The sequence below is a fragment of the Streptomyces sp. NBC_01520 genome, from assembly GCF_045040375.1.
In the GTDB taxonomy this organism is placed as follows: domain Bacteria; phylum Actinomycetota; class Actinomycetes; order Streptomycetales; family Streptomycetaceae; genus Streptomyces.
Genome location: NZ_CP109404.1, coordinates 4,114,831 through 4,136,466 on the forward strand (window position 1 = coordinate 4,114,831; position 21,636 = coordinate 4,136,466).

At 69.2% G+C, this 21,636-nt stretch carries 21 protein-coding genes, 1 pseudogene and 1 riboswitch; of the genes and pseudogenes, 10 read left to right on the plus strand and 12 right to left on the minus strand.

Annotated features, from left to right (window positions below; translation table 11 throughout):
- Nucleotides 1–16: 16 nt before the first annotated feature.
- Nucleotides 17–601: a dihydrofolate reductase family protein gene (locus tag OG524_RS18450; RefSeq protein ID WP_405389736.1), complete on the plus strand. Its 585-nt coding sequence runs from the start codon at nucleotides 17–19 to the stop codon at nucleotides 599–601.
- A gap of 136 nt (nucleotides 602–737) precedes the next feature.
- Nucleotides 738–2,123 (plus strand): serine hydrolase domain-containing protein, encoded by a 1,386-nt coding sequence (locus OG524_RS18455; protein WP_405389735.1) that lies wholly within the window; start codon nucleotides 738–740, stop codon nucleotides 2,121–2,123.
- Nucleotides 2,124–2,189: 66 nt separating this feature from the next.
- Here OG524_RS18455 and OG524_RS18460 read toward each other — a convergent pair whose 3' ends face one another.
- The 3 genes from OG524_RS18460 to OG524_RS18470 form a co-directional block, all read right to left on the minus strand.
- Complete coding sequence (locus OG524_RS18460; RefSeq protein ID WP_405389734.1) at nucleotides 2,190–3,353, minus strand: winged helix DNA-binding domain-containing protein; 1,164 nt, start codon at nucleotides 3,351–3,353, stop codon at nucleotides 2,190–2,192.
- A 75-nt stretch (nucleotides 3,354–3,428) separates the two neighbouring features.
- Nucleotides 3,429–3,881, minus strand: a complete 453-nt coding sequence (locus OG524_RS18465) for a GNAT family N-acetyltransferase (protein ID WP_405389733.1) — start codon at nucleotides 3,879–3,881, stop codon at nucleotides 3,429–3,431.
- A 51-nt stretch (nucleotides 3,882–3,932) separates the two neighbouring features.
- Nucleotides 3,933–4,391, minus strand: a complete 459-nt coding sequence (locus OG524_RS18470; RefSeq protein ID WP_384496168.1) for a MarR family winged helix-turn-helix transcriptional regulator — start codon at nucleotides 4,389–4,391, stop codon at nucleotides 3,933–3,935.
- A gap of 143 nt (nucleotides 4,392–4,534) precedes the next feature.
- On the opposite strand from OG524_RS18470, the gene OG524_RS18475 reads away from it, so the two are divergent.
- Nucleotides 4,535–5,743: an MFS transporter gene (locus OG524_RS18475; RefSeq protein WP_405389731.1), complete on the plus strand. Its 1,209-nt coding sequence runs from the start codon at nucleotides 4,535–4,537 to the stop codon at nucleotides 5,741–5,743.
- A 191-nt stretch (nucleotides 5,744–5,934) separates the two neighbouring features.
- Here the strand turns inward: OG524_RS18475 and OG524_RS18480 are convergent.
- The 5 genes and pseudogenes from OG524_RS18480 to OG524_RS18500 all read right to left on the minus strand — a co-directional run bounded on the left by OG524_RS18480 (nucleotide 5,935) and on the right by OG524_RS18500 (nucleotide 9,838).
- Nucleotides 5,935–6,468, minus strand: a pseudogene (locus OG524_RS18480) (DUF2269 domain-containing protein).
- Nucleotides 6,469–6,587: 119 nt separating this feature from the next.
- Nucleotides 6,588–7,067 (minus strand): NUDIX domain-containing protein, encoded by a 480-nt coding sequence (locus OG524_RS18485; protein ID WP_405389730.1) that lies wholly within the window; start codon nucleotides 7,065–7,067, stop codon nucleotides 6,588–6,590.
- A gap of 52 nt (nucleotides 7,068–7,119) precedes the next feature.
- Nucleotides 7,120–8,016, minus strand: coding sequence for a LysR family transcriptional regulator (locus OG524_RS18490; RefSeq protein WP_405389729.1), 897 nt, complete (start codon nucleotides 8,014–8,016; stop codon nucleotides 7,120–7,122).
- Between the two features lie 253 nt (nucleotides 8,017–8,269).
- The gene (locus OG524_RS18495) at nucleotides 8,270–9,394 is read right to left on the minus strand and encodes a cystathionine gamma-lyase (RefSeq protein WP_405389728.1); all 1,125 of its coding nucleotides are present in this window, start codon (nucleotides 9,392–9,394) and stop codon (nucleotides 8,270–8,272) included.
- Between the two features lie 66 nt (nucleotides 9,395–9,460).
- On the minus strand, nucleotides 9,461–9,838 hold the full coding sequence (locus OG524_RS18500) for a phage holin family protein (protein WP_405389727.1): 378 nt from the start codon (nucleotides 9,836–9,838) through the stop codon (nucleotides 9,461–9,463).
- Between the two features lie 78 nt (nucleotides 9,839–9,916).
- Between OG524_RS18500 and OG524_RS18505 the strand changes: the two genes are divergently transcribed.
- From OG524_RS18505 to OG524_RS18520, 4 genes are all read left to right on the plus strand, one after another.
- On the plus strand, nucleotides 9,917–10,234 hold the full coding sequence (locus tag OG524_RS18505; RefSeq protein ID WP_355764050.1) for a cupin domain-containing protein: 318 nt from the start codon (nucleotides 9,917–9,919) through the stop codon (nucleotides 10,232–10,234).
- Nucleotides 10,235–10,360: 126 nt separating this feature from the next.
- Complete coding sequence (locus tag OG524_RS18510) at nucleotides 10,361–10,570, plus strand: DUF5326 family protein (protein WP_405389726.1); 210 nt, start codon at nucleotides 10,361–10,363, stop codon at nucleotides 10,568–10,570.
- 286 nt (nucleotides 10,571–10,856) lie between these two features.
- Complete coding sequence (locus tag OG524_RS18515) at nucleotides 10,857–11,627, plus strand: IclR family transcriptional regulator (RefSeq protein WP_405389725.1); 771 nt, start codon at nucleotides 10,857–10,859, stop codon at nucleotides 11,625–11,627.
- 101 nt (nucleotides 11,628–11,728) lie between these two features.
- Nucleotides 11,729–12,166, plus strand: a complete 438-nt coding sequence (locus OG524_RS18520; protein ID WP_405389724.1) for an SsgA family sporulation/cell division regulator — start codon at nucleotides 11,729–11,731, stop codon at nucleotides 12,164–12,166.
- Between the two features lie 110 nt (nucleotides 12,167–12,276).
- Here the strand turns inward: OG524_RS18520 and OG524_RS18525 are convergent, their stop codons facing one another.
- Complete coding sequence (locus tag OG524_RS18525) at nucleotides 12,277–13,632, minus strand: YibE/F family protein (RefSeq protein ID WP_405389723.1); 1,356 nt, start codon at nucleotides 13,630–13,632, stop codon at nucleotides 12,277–12,279.
- 70 nt (nucleotides 13,633–13,702) lie between these two features.
- Nucleotides 13,703–13,836: riboswitch (TPP riboswitch) on the plus strand.
- Between OG524_RS18525 and thiC the strand changes: the two genes are divergently transcribed.
- Nucleotides 13,829–15,631 carry a phosphomethylpyrimidine synthase ThiC gene (thiC, locus tag OG524_RS18530; RefSeq protein WP_405811120.1) on the plus strand — a complete coding sequence of 601 codons (1,803 nt, stop codon included), beginning with the start codon at nucleotides 13,829–13,831 and terminating at the stop codon, nucleotides 15,629–15,631. Its footprint overlaps the riboswitch before it by 8 nt.
- Nucleotides 15,632–15,980: 349 nt before the next feature.
- Complete coding sequence (locus OG524_RS18535) at nucleotides 15,981–16,337, plus strand: DUF805 domain-containing protein (RefSeq protein WP_405389721.1); 357 nt, start codon at nucleotides 15,981–15,983, stop codon at nucleotides 16,335–16,337.
- A gap of 188 nt (nucleotides 16,338–16,525) precedes the next feature.
- Here the strand turns inward: OG524_RS18535 and OG524_RS18540 are convergent, their stop codons facing one another.
- From OG524_RS18540 to OG524_RS18550, 3 genes are all read right to left on the minus strand, one after another.
- Nucleotides 16,526–17,350 (minus strand): hypothetical protein, encoded by an 825-nt coding sequence (locus tag OG524_RS18540; protein ID WP_405389720.1) that lies wholly within the window; start codon nucleotides 17,348–17,350, stop codon nucleotides 16,526–16,528.
- A 181-nt stretch (nucleotides 17,351–17,531) separates the two neighbouring features.
- On the minus strand, nucleotides 17,532–18,587 hold the full coding sequence (locus OG524_RS18545; RefSeq protein ID WP_405389719.1) for a metallophosphoesterase: 1,056 nt from the start codon (nucleotides 18,585–18,587) through the stop codon (nucleotides 17,532–17,534).
- Between the two features lie 174 nt (nucleotides 18,588–18,761).
- Nucleotides 18,762–19,874 carry a LacI family DNA-binding transcriptional regulator gene (locus tag OG524_RS18550; RefSeq protein ID WP_037758261.1) on the minus strand — a complete coding sequence of 371 codons (1,113 nt, stop codon included), beginning with the start codon at nucleotides 19,872–19,874 and terminating at the stop codon, nucleotides 18,762–18,764.
- A 402-nt stretch (nucleotides 19,875–20,276) separates the two neighbouring features.
- On the opposite strand from OG524_RS18550, the gene hisC reads away from it, so the two are divergent.
- Nucleotides 20,277–21,356: a histidinol-phosphate transaminase gene (gene hisC / locus OG524_RS18555; protein WP_405389718.1), complete on the plus strand. Its 1,080-nt coding sequence runs from the start codon at nucleotides 20,277–20,279 to the stop codon at nucleotides 21,354–21,356.
- The last annotated feature ends 280 nt before the right edge of the window (nucleotides 21,357–21,636 follow it).

Here is a 21,636-nt window from a genome sequence, read left to right on the forward strand (position 1 = left end):
ACAGAACGGGGACCACATGCGAAAGCTCACCTACTTCGTCGCCTGCTCGATCGACGGCTTCATCGGTGATCCGGGCGGTGACGCCTCGTCGATGATGGCCTTCGTCGACGAGGAGATGCTCGGATTCCTCACATCGGAGTACCCGGAAACGATCTCGGCGCAGGGCCGTGAGCTCCTGGGACTCGGCGATGTGAAGAACCGGCGCTTCGACACCGTGGTTCAGGGGCGAGGCAGCTACCAGGTGGCTCTGGACATCGGTCTCACCAGCCCGTACGGCCACATGAGGGAGTTCGTGGCCTCCGGGACCCTGCGTGAGTCCCCTGATCCGAACGTGGAACTCATCGCCGACGACCTGGTCGGCCGGATCAAGGAGCTCAAGGCGGAGGACAGTGAACTGGGCATCTGGCTCTGCGGGGGCTCCCGGCTGGCCGGTGAGCTGATCGACGAGGTCGACGAACTCGTCATCAAGACCTATCCGCAGGTGTACGGGTCCGGAATGCCGATGTTCGGCGCGGACTTCGCGGTCACCGACTTCGCCCTGGAGAACGTCCGTACGTTCGACAACGGGGTGCTGGTCACGACCTACAGCCGAAAGCGCTGATCGCAGCGGTCCACCCGGGTGCCAGGGGCGTGTCTCCGCAGATCCCGGGACCCTTGGCGGGGCGGCGGTGACGTCCCGGACCGCTCCGCCGCGAAAAGAGTTCGCAGGGCGGCTGCCGCGCGGGTAGTCCTTGACCATGACCTCATCCTCATCCGAAGTGCTACTACCCGGCACCCGGCGTGCCCTGCTCCACCGCATTGCCACCGCCCAGTCCGAAGGCCGGACACCCTCCCTCGTCGCTGCGGTTCAGCGCGAGGGACAGATTGCCTGGAGCGGCTCCCGCAGCTGTGTGGACGGACACGCTCCCGATGGCGACACGCAGTTCAGAATCGGCTCGATCACCAAGACGTTCACCGCGGTACTGGTGCTGCGCCTCCGTGACGAAGGGCTCCTCGATCTGGACGACCCGCTGGAGAAGCACCTGTCCGGTACAGGCGTCGGGCATGTGACCATCCTTCAGCTGCTGGGCCACACTGCCGGACTGGGGGCGGAGACTCCCGCGCCGTGGTGGGAGAGGACACCGGGCAGCATGCGGCCGGAGCTCGCCGATGTTCTCGGTGAGCAGCCGTCGACGCATCCGGCGGGCCGCAGGCATCACTACTCCAATCCTGGCTACACGCTCCTCGGGTCTCTCGTCGAGAAGCTTCGCGACGACGCCTGGGCGGAGGTGCTGCGCCGCGACATCCTGGAACCTCTGGGGATGGACCGTACGACTCCCTCGGCGCGGGCGCCGCACGCGGGCGGCTGGGCCGTCCACCCGTGGGCCGATGTCATGCTGCCCGAACCGGCCGAGGACCTCGGTCTGATGGCGCCGGCAGGGCAGCTCTGGTCGACCACCTCCGACCTCCTCCGTTTCGCCTCCTTCCTCGCGCGCGGGGACGACCGCGTGCTCCGTGCCTCGTCGGTCGAGGAGATGCGCACACCTGCGGCGCCACCCGAGGCAGGGGACTGGGCCGGGAACTACGGCCTCGGCCTCCAGGCGGTGCGGCGGGAGGGCCGGACCCTGCTAGGCCACTCGGGGTCACTCCCGGGCTTCCTGGCCGCACTGTGGTTCAGCGTCGAGGACGACGTGGCCGCCGTGGTGCTCTCCAACGCCACCTCCGGTCCGCTCACGGGTGCCGTCGCCGCGGACCTGGTGCGGATCGTCGCCGACGCGGAGCCGAGGATCCCGGAGCCCTGGCGCCCGTTGCCCGAGGTCGACCAAGAGCTCCTGGCGCTCACCGGGCCCTGGTACTGGGGAACCCATGTCCACACGCTGAAGCTGGTTGCGGACCGGGGACTGGAGCTTCAGCCGTTGGGCGGGGCAGGTCGCGGCGCCCGCTTCCGCGCGCGTCCGGACGGCACCTGGACCGGGCTCAACGGCTACTACGCGGGGGAGACGCTCCGTGTCGTCCGCGCTGCCGACGGCACCGTGGATCACCTCGACCTGGGGTCGTTCGCCTTCACGCGGGAGCCGTACGACCCGGGCGCCGCGGTTCCCGGTGGCGTGGACGAGGGCGGGTGGCGGGGACTCGCCACCTGAGCCGCACGCGGGACACGGGCGTCGCGTCGTTGTTTCACGTGAAACCACGACGTGACTGCGGACCGTTCAGGCGGTCAGCTCGCGCTCCAGCGGGGTGCGGAAGCGTGGAGTGATCCGGGCTTCGCCCACCCAGGCCGACAGCCGGGAGGCCTCCGCCTCGATGTGGCGGGTGGCGTCCCGGCCCACGTCGGACAGCAGCCGCCACACCAGCTCGCCGTCCGCTTGCTGCGCCCAGCCGCCCACGACCGCGCCGTTCCACCACACGGTCGGACCGATGTTGCCGGCGCGGTCGAAGAGCGCCGCACGGTGACCTGCCGGCAGATGGAAGCCGCGGTCCGTCCAGCCCATCGCGCTCGGGTCGAGACCGGGCAGCAGTGCCGCCCAGGGCTCCAGGGGCGGTTCGGGAGCCAGGTCCCCCGGCGCGACCCAGGCGGTGGCACCGCTGTCGAGCAGTACCTCCTCCGCACCGGCGGCGGCCAGCGCCTGACGTGTCTCCCGGACGCCCCAGCCGGTCCACCACTTGAGGTCGGCCTCGGTCGCCGGACCGTACGACCGGAGCCAGCGCAGGGCCATCTCCGTCCGTGCGTCGGCCGGCTCCGCCGCGGGCCACGGGGTGGCGGCCGTCCATCGGAACTGGCTGGAGGTCCAGGAACCGCGCGGCTTGTCCCGCCGGATGCGCCCGTCGGCGGCCAGCAGGCGGATGACCCGGGACGTGACGCCCTGGACCGTCTCCTGCTTGGTGCCCGGGAAGACGGTGATCTTCGTACGCAGCGCAGGAACGGCTGTGGAGAGCTCGCTCCCCGTGGCGCGGCCCCGTTCGGAGAGGGCGGCGAGTGTCGCCCGCTCGACTTCGGTGAGCCAGGATTCGTCCAGCCCGTTGCCGTCCTCCCTCAGGTGTTTGAGGAAGGTGCGGCGCTCCTTGGCCGCCACGGCCCGGGCGTTCGAGACGTCCACGAGGGGGGCGACATCCGTGGACACGGTGAACAGGGTGTTCCGCATGGAGAGCAGGCGCACCAGCGAGACGTCCTCGTAGAGGGAACGCTCCACCGTCGCGACACCCGGTTCGGACAGCCGGGCGCATACGGAGAGGTAGAGCGTGGCCGCGTCGGTGGCGTGCAGGGCGACCACCGCGTCGGCCACCGTCACGACGGAGGCGGCCCGCTCGGACGGGGCCAGAAGGTGTCGTCTGCCGAGCCTTGTCCGGCGCTGCTCGTCGTCGATGCGGTGCATGGTTTCCTCTCCTCGCTGTCGAGTGTCCCGGAACACCTCAGGGCTGCCTGGAGGACCTGGGAGGCCTTCCAGGTCTCAGAGCGTGAGCTTGAATCCCACATGGCTGGCGGTGAAGCCGAGCCGCTCGTAGAAGCGGTGGGCGTCCGTACGGGTGGCATCGGACGTCAGCTGCACCAACTGGCAGTCCTGGCGGCGGGATTCGTCGACGGCCCATTGGATCAGCTGGGTGCCGAGACCGCCGCCGCGCTCATCGGCGTGGACGCGGACGCCCTCGATGATCGAGCGGGTCGCACCGCGCCGGGACAGCCCGGGAATGACCGTGAGCTGCAGGGTTCCCACGACGCGCTCCTCGCGCACGGCGACGACGAGGTGCTGGTTCCGGTCGTCGGCCAGGCGCCGGAACGCGGCCTCGTACGGGGAGAGATCCTCCGGTGACTCGCGCCGGGAGCCGAGCGGGTCATCGGCGAGCATGGCCACGACGGCCGGAATGTCGTTGAGGGCGGCGGGGCGTATCTCGAGATCGCTCATGATCGGCAGACTACGCAATCGGCCGGCTCGGGCGGGGCCTCGAGCGCTTCCTCAGGCGGGGACGTTGAGCGCTTCGACCGTGCGGACGAGCGGGGCCAGCTCCGGGTTCTTGGCCGCTTCGTCGAGGGCGGCGCGCAGGGCGGTGTCGTTGGTGGGCCTGGCCTCGTCCAGCAGCGCCAGACCGGCTTCCGTGACATCGGTGTAGATGCCCCGCCTGTCCGTGTCGCACAGGTACCGGGTGAGCAGCCCGCGGTCCTCGAGCCGGGTCACCAGTCGGGTGGTGGCGCTCTGGCTGAGGACCACGGCGTCCGCGACCTGCTTCATCTGGAGGTGTCCGCCCGTACCGCTGTGCTGGCGACTCAGGACGTCGAGCAGCGAGTACTCACGCACGCTGAGGCCGTGACGGGACTGCAGAGCCCGCTCGATGTCGGCCTCGATCTTCCCGTGGAGCAAGGAGAGGGCGCACCAGCTCTGGGAGAGGGCGGTCAGTGCGGGATCTGTCGCTGTCATCTGTCTTCTCTCCTCCGTACGGGAGCTGCTTGCGTCCAGGATAGGGCACACGCGCAATAGCCCGCGCTTGCAATTAGTCAGCGTTTGCAATTATTGTGCACGCTCGTAAGGTGCAGACGCAATCTTCAGGGAAGGTGAAACCCATGCCGCTCGCGCTCCTCGCCCTCGCCATTGGGGCATTCGGTATCGGAACCACCGAGTTCGTGATCATGGGGCTGCTCCCCGATGTTGCGGCGGACTTCCAGGTCTCGATCCCGACCGCAGGCTTTCTGGTCACCGGCTACGCCCTTGGGGTGGTCCTCGGCGCTCCGCTGATGACCGTGCTGGGCACGCGCGTCACCCGCAAGCGCATGCTGATGTTCCTGATGGGGCTGTTCATCGTGGGGAACGTGATCTCCGCGATCGCCCCGGTCTTCGAGGTGATGCTCGTCGGACGCGTCGTCGCCTCGCTCGCGCACGGAGCCTTCTTCGGCATCGGCTCGGTGGTCGCCGCCGATCTGGTCGCTCCGGAGAAGAAGGCGGGTGCCATCGCCATGATGTTCACCGGTCTCACCGTCGCCAACGTCGTCGGGGTCCCGCTCGGGACCTTCATCGGCCAGAGTGTCGGCTGGCGGATCACGTTCTTCATCGTCGCCGGTCTCGGAGTCCTCGGCCTTCTCGGTGTGGCGAAGCTCGTCCCCGAGCAGCCCAAGGCAGAGGGGGTACGGATCCGGCACGAGCTGGCCGCGTTCCGCAACGTACAGGTGCTGCTCGCCATGGCGATGACCGTTCTGGGTTTCGGCGGTGTCTTCGCGGCGATCACCTACATCACTCCGATGATGACCGACACCGCCGGCTACGCGCCGTCCTCCGTCACCTGGCTGCTCGTCCTCTTCGGCCTCGGCATGGTCGGCGGCAACCTGCTCGGCGGCAAGTTCGCCGACCGCCGTCTGATGCCGATGCTGTACGTCTCCCTCGGCGCTCTCGCCGTCGTCCTGGCCCTGTTCACCCTGACGGCACACGACAAGATCGCCGCCGCGGTCACCATCGTCCTCATCGGAGGCCTGGGCTTCGCGACCGTACCGCCGCTCCAGAAGCGCGTCCTCGACCAGGCGGCGGGTGCGCCCACGCTGGCCTCGGCCGTCAACATCGGAGCCTTCAACCTCGGGAACGCGCTGGCGGCCTGGCTCGGCGGCATGGTCATCGCAGCCGGCTTCGGCTACACCGCGCCCAACTGGGTCGGTGCCGTGCTCGCGGCCTCGGCGCTGCTCCTCGCGCTGCTCTCCGGTGCGCTGGAGCGCCGTACGGTCAGCCGCGACCGGCTGATCGCCGAACCGGTCGCCGAACCTGCGGCCGCCGCCGCTCGGCACTGACCCTCGTTGCCCCCCGGTGCCGCCGTTGCCCCCGTTGCCCCACACCGCACGGCCGGCCGAGACCCTCGGCCGGCCGTGCGGTGTGGGCCGCACCCCGTCGCGAGACGCCACACCGCGTCCCTGCCTCGTCATGCGAAGGCGTCGTACCGTGCCACGTGTCGTACCGCGCCACCATGTCGTGCCACGCCACATCAGGCCGTCGTACGCGACGGCCTCCCGCCCACAGCACCGGCCGGCCCACCTGCGCCGGCCGAGACGCGCAGGCGTCTGCCCCTGCGGGTCGGCCCCCAGGGCTTCAGCGCCGAGATCGCGGTGATGAAGAGATAGGTGGCGTGGCGACCGAGGGGGCGATGACCAGATCGATGTCCGCGGCGCCCCGGGCCGCGGCGTCATCGATGCCTGGGCGCAGCGAGAAGACCGACAGGCCCGCAGCGATCAGCTCAGCCAGAACTTCGTCCAGACCCAGCGGTGCCTGGCCGGCCCCCAGGGCGTGCCGAGCGCCAGCACCAGACCACTGACGAGTACAGCAGGGCCACCGGCACCACGAGCCAGTCACCGAAGACCTTCATGGCTCGGGTGGCGGCCTGGGCCGGCGTGGGATCACCGGTGAGGAACGCGGTGAACCCGAGAGCCAGGAGCCCCACGGTGAGGCCCAGCCGGCTCACGGACACGGCGACATGAGCGACGAGGATGCTGCGGCGAACGGGGCGCTTCAGTGGTTTCACGTGAAACACGGTGCCAAGCGCGGGACGGGCGGTCATCCGACAACGGGAGTATCCGTGTGTTCCGGCCCCGGAGTAGCAGGCATACGGGGCGGCGGTGCCCGGCTGTGCCGAATGGCCTCTCAGCCCAGGTCGGGCGCGTGCATCGCCCGTACTCCCTCGATGTTGCCGTCCAGATAGTGACGCAAGGACAGCGGCACCAGATGCACGGCCGCGATGCCGACCCGGCTGAACGGCACGCGCACGATCTCGTACTCCCCGCAGGGTTCGTCGATCTCAGGGCCGTGCCGCCGGGACGGATCCATCGACTCGAGCCGGCAGACGAAGAAGTGCTGCACCTTCACGCCCTTCACCCCGCCGCCCGCGATGTGTTCCACGGTGTCGACGAAACAGGGCACGACATCGACGATCTTGGCGCCGAGCTCCTCGTCGACCTCGCGGTGCAGGGCGTCGATGACGGTGGCGTCCTCCGGCTCGACCCCGCCGCCCGGTGTGATCCAGTACGGATCGACCCCGGGCTTGCTGCGCTTGATCAGGATGAGGTCATCGCCGTCGAGCAGGACGGCGCGTGCGGTGCGCTTGACCACAGGACGTTCGGTCATGGCAAGAGAGTGGCCCAGGAAAGCCGGTCTGAAACTCTTACAGGCCGATCGGTCACCAGTCGACGGCAGCACGCACCAGCCATTCGTGCGCCCGCGCAATGTGCGGGAGGGCCATGGTGCCGGTCCTCACGACGAGGAAATACGTCCGCAGGGGCGGCACCGGAGGGTCGAGCAGTGCCACGACTTCGCCCCGCTCCAGCGCGTGCTCGCAGAGATAGCGCGGCAGCACGGCGAGACCCGCCCCTGCCGCCGTGCACTCCAGGACCGCACGGAGATCGGGTGCGATCACGGTGGCGGACGCGGCGGGCCTGCTGTCGAACACGGCGGACCAGTAGCGGGAGACCAGGGGGAGGCTCTCGTGCACCTCGACGACGGGCAGCTGCTCCAGAACCACCGAGCCCTTGTGGCGCAGCGTTCCCGGGCTCAGGCGTCCGGCCCAGCGGGGCGCGGCGACCAGCACGTGTTCCTCGTCGCAGAGGGTGGTCGATGTGAGCAGTCCGCCCCGCGGACGTGCCGTGGTGATGGCCAGATCATGGTGCCCGGCGGCCAGCCCTTCCAGCGCGTCCTCTGCATTCGCGAGGAACGTGCTGCGCAGTGCCAACCCCTGGGCGATCAGCGGGGTGAGCGCGGGCAGCGCGCGTACGGCGGTGAACTCCGGGGGACCGGCCAGATGCAGGGTCCGGACGCCCGAGTCGTCGCCGAGCCCGGCCTCGGCGATCTCGATCAGCGCGTCCAGGTGGGGTGCGGCCCGGTGCGCGAGCTCGTCGCCCACCGTGGTCGGGGTCACGCCACGGGCCCTGCGCAGGAAGAGCGGCCGGCCCAGCTGCCGTTCCAGTGTGCGTATCTGCGAGGTGACGGCGGGCTGGGACAGCCCGAGGAGAGCCGCGGCCCGGGTGAATGATCCGGCCCGGTGCACCGTGACGAAGGTGCGTAACAGCGCCAGGTCCATGGTTCGCCCCTCCCTCTCGCGCGACGCTTCGGAACCGAACAACCATAAATATGTCGATAGGTGGCTGCCGCTACTGTGATTGGACACTGACGCTGAGTCAACTAGCCTTGTCCAGGCGGTTCTTCGCGCAAGGAACCGGGGTGGTCCGAGTCATGAGGGGGGAGACTCGGACCGCCCGTCCCGAGCAGGACCGGTCCGGTCGACGGGGACGCCCGTCCCGGACCGGTCCTGCCGGACCGAGGAGTGCCCGCCGTCAGCGGACGGCCTCGTCCAGGGCGCGTTCCACGTCCGCAAGCAGGTCCGCCGGGTCCTCGGCGCCGACCGAGAAGCGGATGAAGCCCTCCGGCACGGCGTCCCCGCCCCAGCGGGCGCGGCGCTCGGCGGTGGACCGTACGCCGCCGAAGCTCGTCGCGTCGTCGACCAGCCGCAGTCCGGCCAGGAAGCGCTCGGCGGTCGCCTTGTCCGCCAGCACGAAGGAGACCACGGAGCCGAAGCGCCGCATCTGCCGCACCGCGGTCGGGTACGAGGCGTCGTCGGGCAGCCCCGGGTACCGCAGCCCCGCCACTTCCGTGCGCTGGGACAGGGCCTCGGCGAGCACCAGCGCGGTCGAGCACTGCCGGTCGACGCGCAGTTGCAGGGTGGACAGCGAACGGTGTGCGAGCCAGGCCTCCATCGGCCCGGGAATGGCGCCGACGACCTTCCGCCAGCGCCGTACACCGGCGGACAGCTGCGGATCCCGGCACGTCACATGGCCGAGCAGGATGTCTCCGTGGCCGGTCATGCCCTTGGTGTCACTGGCCACCGAGAAGTCCGCCCCCAGCTCCAGCGGACGCTGACCGAGAGGTGTGGCCAGGGTGTTGTCGACGGCGACCAGGACGCCCGCCGCGTGCGCCGCCTCCACCAGCCGGCGCACGTCACAGACGTCGAGTCCCGGGTTGGAGGGCGTTTCGATCCACAGGAGCTTCGCTCCGTCGAGTGCCTCCAGCTGGGCATCGCCCCTGGTGGGGGCGGTCCGCACCTCGACGCCGTACGCCTCCAGCTGTTCCCGCACCAGGGGGAGTGCCTGGTAGCCGTCGTCGGGCAGCACCACGATGTCGCCGGTGCGGGCCACGGACAGCAGCACCGCGGAGACGGCAGCCATCCCGGAGGCGAAGACCGTGGTCTCGACCTGCTCCCCCGGGGCCTCCAGTTCGCCGATGGCCCGTTCCAGGTGGGTCCACGTCGGGTTCGTCTCCCGGCCGTAGGTGTAGGGGCCGACGGGTTCGCCGGACAGATGGAAGTGCGCGGCGAAGACGGGGCCGGGCAGCGTGGGTCCGTACTGCTCCGGTTCGGGCAGTCCCGCGCGTACCGCCCGTGTTCCGTCGCCCATGGTGCTCATGCCGTGTCCTCGCTTCTCTCTCCGGCTCTCACCGGTCCGGAACGCACTGTGTCAGTAAGGGGTGGATCAGTCCTCGTCGGGGAGCACGACGTTCAGCGCCCAGGAGACGACGGAGATGATCAGGCCGCCCAGGACCGCGGTCCAGAAGCCTTCGACATGGAAGCTCAGGTCGAAGAGACCGGCCAGCCATGAGGTCAGCATCAGCATCAGGGCGTTGACCACCAAGGTGATCAGGCCGAGCGTCAGGATGAAGAGGGGGAGGGTGAGGAGCTGGACCACCGGCTTGACGACGAAATTCACCAGGCCGAACAGCAGCGCCACCACGAGCAGGGTGAGCACCTTGCGGCCCGTGTCGCCGCCGGACAGCGTGATGTCGGCGAGCAGCCAGATGGCCACGGCCAGCGCACCCGCGTTGGCGATCGTCTTGACTACGAAATTCTTCATGTGTCTGATCGTTGCAGACGTGATCGGTGGCGGACACCGGCAGTACAGACGAGAAACAGCACGAGGAGCGGACCGACGATGAAGGCATTCAGACTGGACGAGCTGGAGGCGGAGCGCGCCGCCAACGACGGTGCCTATCTGCAGTTCGTGCGGGAACGCAACATGTCCGTCGGCCTGTACGCGCTGGACGCCGGTGAGCTCGACCCCCAGCAGCCGCACAACCAGGACGAGGTCTACTTCGTCGTCAGCGGCCGGGCCTCGATCACGGTCGGGACGGAGACCACGCAGGTGGGAAGGGGGAGCGTCGTGTACGTACCCGCCGGTGCCGCCCATAAGTTCCACCACATCACCGAGGACCTCCGGGTGATGGTGGTCTTCTCCCCGCCGGAGGGCTGAGCCGCGCGGGCGGCGTTCCCTAGGGGATCGATCAGGGGACTTCAAGGGCTACCGGCTCTCCGCCGGCCCGCCCGACGCCTTTAGCATCGAGGCAGGAACTCACAGAGACGAGGTAAGGCGATGGCCGTGCGGGAGATTTTCGCGGGGATGCCCTGGTGGGTGAAGTGGGTCGCGGTGCCTCTCATCGCGATCGTCGTGTTCGGCGGTCTGATCGCCAGCGTGGTCGGGTTCGTCATCGGTCTGCTGTTCAAGGTGCTGATCTTCGTCGTGCTGGTCGGTGGTGTGGTCTTCCTCGTACGGAAGTTCATGGCGTCGTCCTCCCGCAGCGACTGGTAGCAACGCGGGCGGACGCCGGATCACGCACGGTCCGACGGGTGGACGGCAGTCCGGCGATATGGCGATTAGCCCAGCTGAGTTAAGTCCAGGACGAAACCTCACTCGTGACGGAACGTGCCGATACAGTGGCGTACCGCTGCCGCCAGCTGAGAAGTGACGGTCCGTCACCAATCTGCTCAGTGGTTTGTGCGACCGTCCGGTCTCCGGACCTCAGGCTCGCGGCGGGCCCGCGGGGGCGGCCCCCGCGGGAGGGCTGAACGCCCGTCACCATGCCTGGGGGTGACCTGTGACCACGGCATCGAGTCCCGCTGCCCCGACGTTGATCGGTTCGGTTCAACGGGCGTTGAGGCTGCTGGAGGCTGTGGGCACCCATCGGGACGGGGCGCCCGCGAAACAGCTCGCGCGGGAAGCGGGGCTTCCCCTTCCCACGGCCTACCACCTGCTGCGCACCCTGACCCATGAGGGCTATCTCCGCAGGGAGAACGGCGTCTTCCTGTTCGGCGCCGCTGCCGAGCGCCTGGCCGGTGGCAGGCCGCCGATCGCCCGCCCCGGTGTGATCGTCGACTCGCTCGCGCACTGGGCGGACGTCATCGGTACGCCTGTGTACTGCGCCCTCTTCAGGGAGGGGGAGATCGAGATCATCGCGGTGGCCGATACGCCCGCCGCTCCCGCCGTGGACGAGTGGGCCTCCTTCAGGGAGACGGGCCATGCCCACGCGCTTGGGCAGTGCCTGCTGGCCCAGCTCGACGAGAAGGCGCGCGAGGACTATCTGGACCGGCACCCGGTCCAACAGCTGACGCGCTACTCCGTGCGGGACCGTGACATGTTCCTCGACCGGCTCCGATCGATGAAACGTACGGAACCTGTCATCGAGCGACAGGAATACGTGCTGGGAACGGTCTGTGCGGCCATTCCGATCACTGTGGGTCCCGCCGTGGCGGCGATGGCTGTTTCGCTACCCCTGGACCAAGAGGAACGGTTGCTCGCCGCAGTCGAACAACTACGCTGCGAAGTGACTACCCTCTTGCGCTCGTTCGTGTTCTCTATCAGTATCTGAAAAATCACTCCTTGTGATCTGCTATCGCGTGCACCACGATGGCGTCAATAGGGCCATGGGGGATCATTCCTGGCCAGATTCATCTACTGCGGGGTTGAACGATGCGCGAGTCGGTTCAAGCAGAGGTCATGATGAGCTTCCTCGTCTCCGAGGAGCTTTCGTTCCGTATTCCGGTGGAGCTCCGGTACGAGGTGAGCGATCCGTACGCGATCCGGATGACCTTCCACCTGCCCGGTGACGCCCCCGTCACCTGGGCATTCGGCCGTGAGCTGCTGCTCGACGGTCTCAACAGCCCGAGCGGCGACGGTGATGTGCACATCGGTCCGACCGAGCCCGAAGGGCTCTCGGACGTACACATCCGCCTCCAGGTCGGCACGGACCGTGCGCTCTTCCGCGCAGGCACGGCCCCCCTCGTGGCGTTCCTCGACCGGACGGACAAGCTGGTGCCACTGGGACAGGAGCACACGCTGGGTGACTTCGACGGCAGCCTCGAAGAGGCTCTCGGCCGCATCCTCGCCAAGGAGCAGAACGCCGGCTGACGAACGGGGAGCCCTGGCCGAGGGCATGGGATCCTCGGCCGAGCAAGCCCTTCGTCCGGGCGGCGGACCACGGCGAACGGCGATCCGGGATGTGTGTCCGGCGTCCGCTTTCATGCCTTACGGCGTCGGCCCCTCCCGGTCCGCACGGGTGCAGGAGCTCCGGCTTCCGCGCCGAGCCCCGTGCGGTCCGCGGAGACCACCAGGGCCGCGAGCACCGTCGTCACCGGCACCGAGGCGACCAGCCCGATCGATCCGACCAGGGTCCGGACGATCTCCATCGCGACCAGCTCGCTGTTGGCCACCGTCCCGACACTGCTCCGGGCGATCGAGAAGAGCAGCAGCAGGGGCAGCGCCGCGCCCGCGTAGGCGAGGACGAGCGTATTGACGACCGAGGCGATGTGGTCACGGCCGATTCTGATGCCCGCCCGGTAGAGGCCGCGTACGCCCATCGCCGGGTCCGCCTGGTGCAGTTCCCAGACCGCCGACGTCTGGGTGACGGTCACGTCGTCGAGCACACCGAGCGAGCCGATGATGATGCCGGCCAGCAGCAGGCCGCTCATGTCGATCTCCGGATACAGGCCGTGGATCAGACCGGTGTTGTCGTCCGTGTTGCCGCTGAGGCCCGCCCAGCCGGTGAAGAATGAACCCAGCAGCCCGATCAGCAGCAGGGAGATGAGCGTCCCGATGACGGCGACGGACGTGCGGGCGCTCAGCCCGTGGCAGGTGTAGAGCGCGATCAGCATGATGGCGCTGGCCCCGATCACCGCCACCACCAGCGGGTTCGAACCCTGCAGGATCGCCGGCAGGATGAACAGGGTCAGCACGGCGAACGACACCGCCAGCGCGATCAGTGCCATCAGCCCGCGCATCCTGCCCACCACGATCACCGCGAGTGCGAAGAGGCCCGCCAGCAGGGCCATCGGGACCGAGCGGTCCACATCCGTCACCGAGTACTGCAGGTCGCGGGGCGCGTCGGGCGCGTACGCCACGACCACTCCCTGTCCCTCCCGCAGTTGCCTGGGGGCGTCGGGCTGGATGACTTCGACGAACGTACGGCCCTTCTCGTCACCGGTCGTCACCTCGACCGTGGCCTTCTTGCACTCCCCCGACTGCTCGTTGACGGCCTCGCGCCCCGAGGGCGTCGAGGTGTCGCCGGTCGGTGGCACCTGAGCGGCGTTCACGGCCGCACAGTCGACGTCGACGACCTTCACCACCTTGCCGTCCTGGGTCTGCCGGTCGAAACCGACGCCGGTGCGCTCGTGGTCGGGGGTGCCGCCGGGCCAGAACGCCACGAGACCGACGAGGACCGCGGTGGCGAACGGGATCAGCACGGCCGCGATGACCTTGCGCAGGTGCTTGGACACGGGCGCGGCAGGGCCGTGGCTGTGTGAGTGGCCGTGCGCATGACTCTCGGTGCTGCCGGATGCGGGGCCGTGGGGTTCGGGGGCGCTTCGGGGGGACGTCACCCGGCGATCATCCCAACAACGGGGAGGCCCTCTGGCCAGCACGCCAGAAGGGACGCTAGCGTGGGGTCACCTTTGCACACGCGGGAGCTCGGAGCACCGGGCTGAGAGGGCGCTGACCTCCGTACATCCGTACGGGACACGCTGCGCCGACCGACGAACCTGTTACCGGGTAATGCCGGCGTAGGGAGTAGGTCTCATGACCACAGCGGACGCACGTACGCCTGCCTCGAAGCAGAATGCGCAGAACGACCGGATTGCGGCGGACGGCGAGGCCGGGAAGTCCATCGGCTGGCACAAGGGATACGTCCAGGGCTCGCGCCCGGACCTCCGGGTGCCGGTCCGTCAGGTGCACCTGACCAACGGCAAGGACGTGACGCTGTACGACACGTCGGGGCCGTACACCGATCCCACCACCGAGACCGATGTCCGCCGCGGTCTCGCCCCACTGCGGGAGAACTGGATCATCGCGCGCGGGGACACCGAGGAGTACGCGGGCCGGCCCGCGCGTCCCGAGGACGACGGGCTCAAGCACACCTCCCCGCGAGGTGGCCTGCGCAACCTCGACGCGGTCTTCCCCGGCCGCCCCCGGCAGCCTCGCCGCAGCCGCGACGGACAGCCGGTCACGCAGCTCGCGTACGCCCGCCGGGGGGAGATCACCCCGGAGATGGAGTACGTGGCGATCCGGGAGAACATCGGACCGGAGGTCGTGCGTGAGGAGATCGCGGCGGGCCGGGCGGTCCTGCCGGCCAACGTCAACCACCCGGAGATCGAGCCGATGATCATCGGTAAGCGGTTCCTGGTGAAGGTCAACGCGAACATCGGCAACTCCGCGGTCACTTCCTCCATCGAGGAGGAGGTGGACAAGATGACGTGGGCCACCAAGTGGGGTGCCGACACGGTCATGGACCTGTCCACCGGCCGCAACATCCACACCACCCGTGAGTGGGTCCTGCGCAACTCCCCCGTGCCCATCGGCACCGTTCCCCTCTACCAGGCCCTCGAGAAGGTCGACGGCCGGGCGGAGGAACTGACCTGGGAGATCTACAAGGACACCGTCATCGAGCAGGCCGAACAGGGCGTCGACTACATGACGGTGCACGCCGGTGTCCGTCTTCCGTACGTCCCGCTGACCGCCCGTCGCAAGACCGGCATCGTCTCCCGCGGTGGCTCGATCATGGCGGCGTGGTGCCTCGCGCATCACAAGGAGTCGTTCCTCTACGAGCACTTCGAGGAGCTCTGCGAGATTCTCGCGGCCTACGACGTGACGTACTCGCTCGGTGACGGACTGCGCCCCGGGTCCATCGCCGACGCCAACGACGAGGCGCAGTTCGCCGAACTGCGGACGCTCGGCGAGCTCAACTCCGTGGCCAAGCGGTTCGGTGTCCAGACGATGATCGAGGGCCCCGGGCACGTCCCGATGCACAAGATCAAGGAGAACATCGACCTCCAGCAGGAGATCTGCGAGGAGGCGCCGTTCTACACGCTCGGCCCGCTGACCACCGATGTCGCGCCCGCGTACGACCACATCACCTCGGGCATCGGTGCGGCCATGATCGCCTGGTGGGGTACGGCGATGCTCTGCTATGTCACGCCCAAGGAGCACCTGGGGCTGCCCAACCGGGACGACGTGAAGACGGGCGTCATCACCTACAAGATCGCCGCACACGCGGCGGACCTCGCCAAGGGGCACCCCGGGGCGCAGGAGTGGGACGACGCGTTGTCGGACGCCCGGTTCGAGTTCCGCTGGGAGGACCAGTTCAACCTGGCGCTCGACCCGGACACGGCACGGGAGTTCCATGACGAGACGCTGCCTGCCGAGCCGGCGAAGACCGCGCACTTCTGCTCGATGTGCGGCCCCAAGTTCTGCTCGATGAAGATCTCCCACGACATCCGGCGGGAGCACGGGGACGAACAGGCCGACATCGAGGCGGGGATGGCGGAGAAGTCCAAGGAGTTCGCGGCGGCCGGCAACAGGGTCTACCTGCCGATCGCGGACTGAGTCCGGCGCGTCCGTCAGGCGTCCGCCGGGCGGGGTGCGCGTGGGTGTGTTCAACGGTGCTGTCCTGGGCAACATGCCCCGGGGACAGCGCCGTTGGGCTGTTCATCGAGCTGTACGCATAAATCCCGGATCGCGTTGTCAATGGCCTATTTGAGGCGTTAGACCCTGTCCTGCCTTGGTTTCAGGCGGTGTTCGGAGACGGTAAGGACACGGAAGTGCGGCAGGTAGATGTACGTTTCGCCGGGCGTCTTCCTGCGCTTGACCGGCTCCTTATCCGTGCCTTACCTTCCGCTGTGCTTGGCCGAAAAGGTGTGCGTCCCGAACGGGGGCGCCAGGGGAGGGAATCGCAGTGAACTGGTACCTGGCCGTACTCAAGAACTACGCGGGCTTCAGCGGGCGTGCGCGCCGCAAGGAGTACTGGATGTTCCTGCTCTTCAACGCGATCGTGGCCGTGGTCCTGGCTGGGCTCGGCGTCGCCATCGAGAGCCAGATCCCGTACGGCATCTACATCCTCGCCACCCTGGTCCCCTCGCTCGCCGTCATCGTGCGCCGCCTGCACGACACGGGTCGCTCCGGCTGGTGGTTCCTGATCGCCTTCGTCCCGCTCGTCGGCGGCATCATCCTTCTCGTCTTCATGTGCCTCGAGGGTGCGCAGGAGCCGAACGAGTACGGCGCCAACCCCAAGCTGGCTCCGCAGGGAGTCTGACGGGACGCTCCGACAGGGTCGGAGCACCGCACGCCGACGGCAGAGGCCGGGCGCAGCTGCGAGCTGCCCCGGCCTCTGCCGTCGGCGGTGGTACGGGCCGACGCAGGATGCCGGAAGGGCGGACAGACCGGCCGGCCGTGACCGTTCCGGACCCGGATCGGGCACCGGCTCCGACCCGACCGGCCGGATCACTCCGGCCGGTGCTCGGGGCCGCCGAAGTCCGGACTGGTGAAGTCGGGGCTGGTGAAGGTGGGACGCGGCCCCGCCGAGGGGCCGTCCTGCGGCCCGGAGAAGTCCGGACTGCTGTAGCCGATCTTCGGGATGCGGTTCGGTGAACGGTGCGGGGTCCGTGCGGCGGGCCCCGCGGTCGGGTCGGCCAGGGCGTCCCGCAGGAAGGGCAGGATGCCGCGCTCCAGCAGGGCGTGGCGCCAGGCCTCCCTGGCCCGTGCCACGTCCTCGGGCAGCTCGCCCTCCTCGTCCGGTGCCGACAGGGCCGTGGCACCGTTGCGCAGCGCGGTGACGAGGAGTCCTGTCGCGGCGACCAGAATGGCCGCGGCGGCGGCGGCCGCGAAGAACCAACCGGCGGCGACCATGGTGCCGGCGAAGGCCAGGGCGGGGCTGAAGGCCTTCAGGAGATAGCCGACGAGCAGGAATATCAGGGCCGCGGTCCCCGCGAGGACGGGAGCCAGCGCGGTGATCACCGCGAGGGTGCCCGCGCCCGTCCGGTCGGCCTCGTCCGTGCCGGGCCGGAGGACGGACTCGGGGTCCGTCGGGTCCGACGGTCTGCGCAGTTCGCCGCGGACCTTCACGTAGTACTCGTACTCGGTGGCGGCGGCCGCGGTGATCAGGGCCGTGGCGTTCAGCGCCATGGTCCGCAGCTGTTCCGTGTTGAGCCGGTCCCCGACCCCGTCCAGATCCGGGCGTTCGTGAGCGTGACGCAGCGCGTCGGCGAGGATCCGCTCGTATTCGGGGCGGTCCTCGGCCAGCAGGTGCGGAGCGCTTTTCATCTGCATCCCCCGATGCTCCGTAGGGCCTGATCGACCGCGTGGGCCGGGCGATCGGGCGGAAACGGAGGAGAGCCTGCTACTGATACGCCGATGGTAGAGCGCCTACCGCACGGGGTGACAGGGGGTTTCCGGAAATAGGCCCAGCAAACGGCGTTGTCAGGTCGCGATGCGTCTTCCCCGGCATTCGTCAGTCATGCAGGGGAAGTTCGACGACCAACAGCTTTCCGGCCATGGTCACTCCGCCGTCCATCGCGATGGCCAGCCCGTCCGCGTACACGTGCGGACCGTCCACCGCGGGGCGGGCGCTGTCCTCGCCCTCCTCCGATCCGACCTCGCCGAGAAGATACGGAATGGGGCTGTGACCATGGACGACGCGCCGGCCACCGTACGTCGACATGAGTTCGCGCACGGCGTCGGCACCGCCCTCGTCACGGAAGGCGAACCGCTTGGTGAGCTTACGGAAGAGGTCCCAGCACTCGTCGGCGTCGTTCCGCGTGAGAATGGCGTGCACCGTGTCGTTGACGTCCTCGATGGTGGACCCGTAGTCAAGGTACGCCGTGGTGTCGGAGTGCATCAGCAGATGCCCGTCCTCCTCCACCACCGCGTCCAGCCGGGCCATCCACTGGAGGTGGACGTCCTGGAGCCGCTCCATGTCGGTCTTCTGGCCGCCGTTGAGCAGCCAGGCGGCCTGGAAGGTGGCGGTTCCCGCGCCGGAGTTCACCGGGGTGTCGCCGAACCTCTTCGCGCCGATGAGCAGCAGCTCGTGGTTGCCCATCAGGGCCTTGCAGTACCCGCCGGCCGCGGCCGCCTCCGCGGAGAGCCGCATGACGAGGTCGATGACACCGATGCCGTCCGGACCGCGATCGGTGAAGTCGCCGAGGAACCACAGCCTGGTGTTGCCGGCGGCCCAGCGGCCGTCGGCGTCCACGAGACCCTGCTCGCCGAGCGCCGCCAGGAGCTCGTCCAGATAGCCGTGCACGTCTCCGACGACGTACAGCGGCCCGCGCTCACCGTCGGCGACCGGCCGCGGCTCCGGCACGGTCCGCACCTGAACGGTGTCCCCGCGGTTGATCACCGGAAGATCGCGCGCGGTCGGCGTGTACCCCTCCGGGGGCTCGTCGCCCACGGAGGCGCTGCCGGGATGCGGCAGGGGCGACAACGGCGCCTGCGCATACGGCGGTACGCGGAAGTCGCGCAACGTCGCTGTCCGCACTACGGGTCCCTGACCGGCCCCCTGAGTCATCGACCCCTCCACCACCGTCGCGCAGCCGTACACCTGACGGGCCGTGCCTGGTAGAGGTGGTCCGCGGTGTCGTGCGCCCATCATAGGAATGCGGATCGTGCTGTGTGACGCACCAGGGGTGGTGAATCCGGGCGCACACATGGTTCACCAACCGTTTGATCCGGATTAATCCGATCAGTCCCCTGCGGGTGAGCGTGGTGCGCTGACCGTGGTGCGGGGCGGACGCCGTTGCGAGGAGGTCCGGACGATGAGTTCCGTCGGTATCACCTGCTCCACCGGACCGTCGTGCTCGACCCCTTCGATGGCGTCGATGAGAAGCTGGACGACCGCCGTGCCGATCCTGCGCGGTTTGAGCGAGAGCGTCGTGATGGGCGGCTCGGTCGACGCGTACACGGTGGACTCGCTGCAGCAGACCAGCAGCAGGTCCTCGGGGACCCGCAGGCCGTAGCGGCGGGCCGCGGCCAGGAGGTCGGTCCCGTTGGGGTCGAAGAGCCCGTAGACGGCGTCAGGGCGGTCCGGGCGGGCGAGGAGGCGGTCGGCGGCGACCGCGCCCGCGCAGGGGTCGTGGGCCGGGTAGGACTCGTAGACCGGATCCTGGCCGACCCGCTCGCACCAGTGGAGGTAGGCGGTGGTGGAGAGACGGGTGTACGTGTCGGTGGTGGTGCCGGTCAGCAGCCCGATACGGCGGGCTCCCGCGGCGGCGAGATGGTCGAGGAGGTCGAGTACGGCCGCCCGGTGGTCGTTGTCGACCCAGGCGGTGACGGGCAGGGTCCCGGCCGGGCGGCCGTCGGACACCACCGGCAGGCCCTGCCGGACGAGTTCGGTGACCACGGGGTCCTGGTCGGAGGGGTCGATGACGACCGTGCCGTCGAGTGCGACGTTCGACCAGACGTCGTGGCGTGAGGTGGCGGGCAGGATGACGAGGGCGTAGCCGCGGGCGAGCGCCGCCGAGGTGGCGGCTCTCGCCATCTCCGCGAAGTACGCGAATTCGGTGAAGGTGAAAGGTTCGTCCCCGTACGTGGTCACGGTCAGGCCGATGAGCCCCGATTTGCCGGTACGGAGGGTTCGGGCCGCGGCGGACGGGCGATAGCCCAGCCGCTCGGCGACCTCGCGGACATGGCGGCGGGTGGCATCCGGGAGCCTGCCCTTGCCGTTGAGCGCGTCGGAGACAGTCGTGATGGAGACTCCGGCCGCTGCGGCAACATCCCGAATGCCGGCCCGTCCCGGCCGGCCGCTGCGCCGGGGTGTCTCTGTCCGGCTCACCTGGTGCTTCCCTGCTGCTGTCATGGCGAGCCGATAGTAGGGCTCCGGTGGGGGGTGGGGACGGGCGCATATGCACCCATTGAGAGGCACGTTTCTGCATGATCACTAAAGGCTAAATGCCTTGCAAATCAAGGGCGTTGGTGGCCTGGACGCCGATGTGTCATGCATCGGCGCGCATGAACCTGCTAAATGGTTCATGTCTCGAAGAGGTCTCAACTCACCTTTTCGGGGGATGCGCGCCACGGAGTGAGCCACCGGCGCGCGACAGGACGGGCAGCGCTCCCCCTCCGGAGGCCGGGCCGGGCCCACCGTGCGACCGGCGCTTCGCCGCATGGAGGACGATTTCGGCACCGGGCCATTCGCAGGGGCGCCCAATCCTCATAAGGTGAGCAGTATTGATGTGCGGATGGTCGAGGAGGACCTGCGGTGAGCGAGACGAGCCCCAAGCTGCGCGCCGAGCTGGACGGCGTCCCTGCCTATGTGCCGGGGAAGCCGGCGTCGGCCGAAGGGCCGGTTGCCTTCAAGCTGTCCTCCAACGAGAACCCGTACCCCCCGCTGCCGGGGGTGATGGAGTCGGCACTCGCCGCGGCCGCCCACTTCAACCGGTACCCGGACATGGCGTGCACCGGCCTGATGAACGAGCTGGCCGACCGATTCGGGGTGCCCCTCGCGCATCTCGCCACCGGCACCGGTTCGGTCGGCGTCGCGCAGCAGCTGCTGCAGGCCACCTCGGGGCCGGGTGACGAGGTCATCTACGCCTGGCGCTCCTTCGAGGCGTACCCGATCATCACGCAGGTCAGCGGAGCCACGTCGGTCAAGGTGCCGCTGACCGACGGTGATGTGCACGACCTCGACGCGATGGCGGACGCGATCACCGACCGCACGCGCCTGATCTTCGTCTGCAACCCGAACAACCCGACGGGCACCGTGGTGCGCCGGGCGGAGCTGGAGCGCTTCCTGGACCGGGTGCCCAAGGACGTGCTGGTGGTGCTCGACGAGGCGTACAAGGAGTTCGTCCGGGACGCGGATGTGCCGGACGGCATCGAGATCTACCGGGACCGGCCCAATGTGGCGGTGCTCCGGACCTTCTCCAAGGCGTACGGCCTGGCGGGCCTCCGGGTCGGCTTCGCTGTGGCGCACGAGCCGGTGGCCGCGGCGCTGCGCAAGACTGCCGTCCCCTTCGGGGTCAGCCAGGTCGCGCAGGACGCCGCAGTCGCCTCGCTGCGGGCCGAGGACGAACTGCTGGGGCGGGTCGGCGCGCTGGTGGGCGAGCGCACCCGGGTGTACGAGGGGCTGGTGCGGCAGGGCTGGACCGTTCCCGAGTCCCAGGCCAACTTCGTCTGGCTGCGGCTCGGCGACCGTACGCTCGATTTCGCCGGGGTGTGCGAGCGGGCGGGTGTGGTGGTCCGGCCGTTCGCCGGTGAGGGTGTGCGGGTCACGGTCGGGGAGGCCGAGGCCAACGACCTGTTCCTGAAGGTGGCGGAGGCGTACCGCGAGGAGCTGTAGGACGCATGCGCGCGGCCTCCGGCCCGCCCGTGCCATGGACGGCCCCGTACCTCGGACGACGAGGTGCGGGGCCGTCGTGCCGCCCGCTTCCGTCGCCGCGCGGTGCCGTCCGGTTTCGGGTGGCTCGGTCGGGGTCGGCCGGAAACCACCCCCCGCTCGAACGCCTCGGATCTGTGTGCGCCATAATTGCTTGTGAATGTGAACGCGTTCACAAGCGGGGCCGTTTCCTCCCGTGATCAACGGGAATGGATGGGGCGAGCTGCGGCTGTGATCACGGCGA